The sequence below is a fragment of the Phenylobacterium sp. genome (genome assembly GCF_036495085.1).
Taxonomy (GTDB): Bacteria; Pseudomonadota; Alphaproteobacteria; order Caulobacterales; family Caulobacteraceae; genus Phenylobacterium.
In genome coordinates this window covers 1-3,342 of sequence record NZ_DASXNL010000076.1, presented here as the reverse complement: position 1 = coordinate 3,342, position 3,342 = coordinate 1, and the positions used below count along the sequence as shown (strand labels likewise).

Below are 3,342 nucleotides of genomic sequence, written 5' to 3'. Positions count from 1 at the left end.
CGTGCGGTAACCCTCACCGAAGCCGGCGCCGACTATCTCATCCGCATCGAATCCATCCTGGCCCAGCTCGACGAGGCTGACCACGCCGCGCGCGGCACTGGCGAGCTGCGCGGCGTGCTGCGGATCGCCGCCTCGGCCTCGTTCGCCGTCCGCACCCTGATGCCCATCCTCGGCGGCTTCACGGATGCGCATCCCAAGCTCAGGCTCGAGTTGAACCTGCATGATCACCGGCAGGACCTGGTCGGGGACGCCGTCGACGTCGCGGTGCGGATCGGCACGCTCAACGACTCTTCGCTGATCGCCAAGAAGATTGGGGTCAACCCGCGCGTCCTGGTCGCTTCGCCCGGCTACATCGAGCGCCACGGTGCGCCCAAGGCGCCCGGAGACCTCGTCGACCACATCGTCGTTGTCGGGCCGGCGGGACGTGGGATGGAGGGCTGGTCGTTCTCGAAAGACGGCAAGACCACCTCGGTGCGGCTGGACGGACGGTACATCATCAACGATGCGGAAGGTGCCGCCTCCGCAGCGGTCAACGGGCTCGGTATCGTGTCCTGCGGCTTCATCGGTGTGACGGCCGAGCTTCGCACCGGCCAGCTGGTCCGGGTTCTCGAAGATTGGGAGATGGGCCAAGTCGACGTGAACATCATCCTGCCCGCGGGCAAGGCGGCCAAGCCGTCGGCGCGCGCCTTCACCGACTGGCTCGCCAAGGAATTTCAGGGCCGGGACGCCGACCGGCGGGGGACGCCAGGGCGGCCGGCGCCGTCGGTCAGCCGTGCGCAGGTTCAGGCGGCTCGCGGCAGAGCGGGGACGACGACGTTGGGGTTGTAGCCCGTGGAGATCTCGTAGGCCATCCTGGTCGCCGGACGATCCCAGACCGCGTTCAGCCAGCGCTCGACGTCGGGGAACGCGTCGAGGTTCATCTCGAACAGATCGTAGGGTGCGGCCCAGGTGAAGGCGGCGATGTCGGCGATCGAGTAGTCATCGCCCGCCAGCCAGGTCCGGCCTATCAGGCGACGGTCCAGCACGCGGTAGAGACGGGCGGTCTCCTTGACGAAGCGCGCCTCGGCGGAGGGGACCTTGTCCTGGGTGCGCTTGTAGAACACCAATTGACCGGCCATGGGCCCGAGGCCGGCGACCTGCCAGAACACCCACTGCAGGGTCTCCAGGCGGGTGCGGTAGTCCTTGGAGATGAGCTTGCCGGTCTTGTCGGCGAGGTACATCAGGATCGCGCCGGACTCGAACAGGCTGATCGGCTCGCCGCCATCGGCCGGCGCCCGGTCGACGATCGCCGGCGTCTTGTTGTTCGGGCCGATCTTGAGGAATTCCGGCTCGAACTGTTCGTTCTGGGCCAGGTTCACCGGGGTGATCTGGTAAGGGGCGCCGGTCTCCTCCAAGAACATCGTGATCTTGTGGCCGTTCGGCGTGGTCCAATAGTGAAGGTCGATCATGACGCAGACCCTTGCTGTGCGAAAAGAGGGCCTGGCGACGGAGGGAGCGTCGCCAAGCCGAAGGTGAGGGCCCGCGAGGGGCCCGGCCGATGATCCGCCGGCTACAGAGCCGCGAGCGTGCCCAACCCGCCGCCGACGAACAGGGTGTCGCCGGTGACGTAGGAGGCGCGATCGGAGACCAGGAAGGCGATGGCCTCGGCCAGGTCCTCGGCCTTACCGGCGCGCCCCTCCAGCGGCACCACGGAGAAGAACTGCTCGTTGGTGATGCCCATGGCCGAGGTGATCGTCTTGCGCACCTCATCGCCGCCGGGCGTGGTGATCGGACCGGGCGAGACGATGTTCAGCCGCACGCCCAGAGGCGCGAGCTCCTTGGCGAGCGCTTCGGACCAGTTGTTGAGCGCCGCCTTGGCCGCGCCGTAGTGGGCCATGGCGCCGGCGTAGGCGATGCGGCCGCCGGAGGTGACGTTGACGATCGCGCCCTTCGACTTCTTCAGCTCGGCGATCAGGGCGTTGGTCACGCGCAGGGCGGACAGGAAGTTGATGTTGAGGCTGTCGACCCACTCTTCGTCCGAGATGGCCATCGAGTCCGGAAGATGGACGCGAGCGGCGCCGGCCGCGTTGACCAGGATGTCGACGCCGCCGAGCCTTTCGATCGCTTCCTTTGCGACCTTCTGGGCGCCCTCGAGGGTGCGAAGATCGCCCGAGACGAGGACGGCTTGCTTGGGGGTCTCTTCGTGGCGCGAGCGGGCGACGACGACCACCTTCGCGCCGGCGTCGATGAGGCGCTGGGCCGTGGCCGCGCCGATGCCGCGCGAGCCGCCGGTGACGATCGCCTTTTTGCCGGCGAATTCCTTGGACAGATCGAGGAGATACTTGGACATGGGTCTACCTTTCTGAGATTGTTCAGGCAGGGTCAGGGGCACGGGGGCGGATTTTCGCGAGCCGAACAGGCGCGAGAGCCAGGGGTCGCTCATCGCGCGACCCCATGGCTGCGGCGATGACTTGCCGAGGCTTGCGGTCGAGGAAGACGTCGAGCCGCGCGGGCCTTCGACATCATCGGCGTCTGGGGAAACGACATCGTTCTCTCCTTTCCGCCATCGCGCTTTGGCGTTGGCAGGAGGAAGATGTTTGATGCACGTCGGAATCGGTAGAGTCAGAATCTGACTATTATATATTCAGATTTCGCATAGGAAGGACCCGGTCCTTGGGCCTGCTGGCCCCGCACCGCCTCGCCAATCTTCTGGCTGAGCGGCTCGCGCAGCTGCTATCGCGTGTACGTGCGATGCGCCGCCACCCTCATCACGTTCTTCGTATAGTACGCGCTCGTCGCCCGGCGGCTAATCGCGTCGAGTAAGCGCGTGATGTCGAAGAAATCCATGAACGCCGCGCACGACCATGCCGCACAACGCGTTCGCGGTGATGTCGAACACTGGCGAGCCGCTGATGCCCGTTATGCTCTTGAATTCCGGGTCCTTGAATTCGGCGAGGCCGGTGCGCAGCGTCGGATCGGACGTGCCGAGGCCGACGTCAGTGAACTCAAGCCGGCAACGCACGACGTATGCGATGTAACGCGGTTTTCGATCGGGGCTGTTGTCGACGTTACCCCCCGCAGCTCGGGCGGCAGCCGGCGGCGCGGGTGGGTTTCGGTGAGCGAACTTGTGGAGAGCGCGTGTTCGGCTTGATTAGCCCGTGGCTCGGGAGCGGAGAACCCTTGCTTCCAAGCATCGTCTCCCTGTTTTCTCCCTGCTATTTGCTTTTAGGGCTATGCACTTGACTCAAGTGGCACAATTTGTTGTGGGTGGTCATGGCAGAGTATCCACGCACGGTGCTCGAGTTTCGCGATTGGTTCGCGGACGATGCGGCGTGCCGGGACTATCTGGCTGGGCTGCGGTGG

At 65.7% G+C, this 3,342-nt stretch carries 4 protein-coding genes; 2 read left to right on the top strand and 2 right to left on the bottom strand.

Annotated elements, in window-relative coordinates; all coding sequences use genetic code 11:
* A partial coding sequence (locus tag VGI62_RS09340) for a LysR family transcriptional regulator (RefSeq protein WP_331504206.1) occupies window positions 1-828 on the top strand: 828 nt, incomplete at its 5' end.
* Here the strand turns inward: VGI62_RS09340 and VGI62_RS09335 are convergent.
* Both VGI62_RS09335 and VGI62_RS09330 read right to left on the bottom strand, forming a co-directional pair.
* Window positions 783-1,448: a glutathione binding-like protein gene (locus tag VGI62_RS09335; RefSeq protein ID WP_331504205.1), complete on the bottom strand. Its 666-nt coding sequence runs from the start codon at window positions 1,446-1,448 to the stop codon at window positions 783-785. The two genes, VGI62_RS09340 and VGI62_RS09335, sit on opposite strands and share 46 nt — an antisense overlap.
* Window positions 1,449-1,549: 101 nt before the next feature.
* Complete coding sequence (locus tag VGI62_RS09330) at window positions 1,550-2,329, bottom strand: oxidoreductase (protein ID WP_331504204.1); 780 nt, start codon at window positions 2,327-2,329, stop codon at window positions 1,550-1,552.
* A gap of 480 nt (window positions 2,330-2,809) precedes the next feature.
* Here VGI62_RS09330 and VGI62_RS09325 point away from each other — a divergent pair, with 480 nt between their 5' ends.
* Window positions 2,810-3,130, top strand: a complete 321-nt coding sequence (locus VGI62_RS09325; RefSeq protein WP_331504203.1) for a hypothetical protein — start codon at window positions 2,810-2,812, stop codon at window positions 3,128-3,130.
* Window positions 3,131-3,342: the final 212 nt, after the last annotated feature.

What these genes read in the sequence shown, in the direction of transcription:
- VGI62_RS09335 (WP_331504205.1), bottom strand. Translation starts at nt 1,448, where the DNA reads ATGATCGACCTTCACTATTGGACCACGCCGAACGGCCACAAGATCACG.
- VGI62_RS09330 (WP_331504204.1), bottom strand. Translation starts at nt 2,329, where the DNA reads ATGTCCAAGTATCTCCTCGATCTGTCCAAGGAATTCGCCGGCAAAAAG.
- VGI62_RS09325 (WP_331504203.1), top strand. Translation starts at nt 2,810, where the DNA reads ATGTCGAAGAAATCCATGAACGCCGCGCACGACCATGCCGCACAACGC.